This window comes from Monashia sp. HAY1-5C (assembly GCF_056755255.1).
The window spans coordinates 1-961 of sequence record NZ_JBPGXG010000273.1; the positions used below are offsets into that span (position 1 = coordinate 1).

Sequence of the window (961 nt, forward strand, 5' to 3'; positions counted from 1 at the left end):
GACGTCGACCTTGACCGTGGAGCCCGGGGCGGCCGCGGCGACGTAGTGCGCCGTCGGCGGGGTCGAGGTGAGCATCTGCGGACCGAGCCACGCGCCGCCGGCGAAGAGCAGGACGGCGGCGGCTGCTGCCACGGCCGACAGCCAGGCCCGGCGCCGCCGGCGCCGCCGGGAGACCTCCGCCAGAAGGTCGGCCACGCCTTCGCCCCCGACCGGCGGGAGGGCCGCCGCGGGCGTCGTGTCGGCGTCCGCGAGGTGCGGCCCGCCGTCGGGCCCGGCGAGGTCGAGCAGCCGGGGGAGCCCGGACACCTGACCGAGCTCGGCCTGGCACTCCCGGCACGTGCGTAGGTGCTCGGTGAAGGTGCGGTGGTCGTCGTCGGACAGGCCACCGAGCACGTACGCGCCGAGGAGCACGTGCACGTCGTGCGGCCCGGGGGTCATCGGGTCACTCCCATCTCGTCGAGGATCGCGCGCAGGTTGCGCACGGCGTAGAAGGCGCGCGACTTCACGGTGCCCTCGGGCGCCCCGACGCGGACGGCGGTCTCGGCCACGGAGAGCCGGTCGTAGTAGAGGCATCGGACGATGTCGCGGTGGGCGGGCTGGAGGCGGCCGAGCGCCTCCTCGACGAGCACCTGGTCGAGCGCGTGGTCGAGGGCGGCGTCGTCCTCGGGGACGTCGACGAGCTGGGCCTGCTGCGGGCGGCGGGTCGCGGCGCGGTGCTGGTCGACGATGAGGTGCCGGGCCGTGGTGATGAGGTACGCGCGGAGGTTGTCCGCTTCGGGTGCCTGACGCCAGACGCGCAGGATGACCTCCTGGACGATGTCGTCGACCCGGTTCGCGTCGCTCGTCGCGCGCCACACGACACGCCGCAGCATCGGGCCGTGCTCGCGGTAGATCGCCGCGACGGCGTCGTCGTCGAGCGGCATGCGACGCTCACCTCCTTGCGCGTCCCGGGTCGTGCACC

General features: G+C 75.0%; 2 protein-coding genes. Both read right to left on the minus strand.

All coding sequences use genetic code 11. From position 1 onward, the window contains the following. A partial coding sequence (locus tag ACR9ZK_RS21600; protein WP_481344015.1) for a zf-HC2 domain-containing protein occupies positions 1–438 on the minus strand: 438 nt, incomplete at its 3' end. Continuing rightward, positions 435–961 (minus strand): sigma-70 family RNA polymerase sigma factor (locus ACR9ZK_RS21605; RefSeq protein WP_481344016.1); only part of this gene is annotated, 527 nt, incomplete at its 5' end. The genes ACR9ZK_RS21605 and ACR9ZK_RS21600, both read right to left, overlap by 4 nt.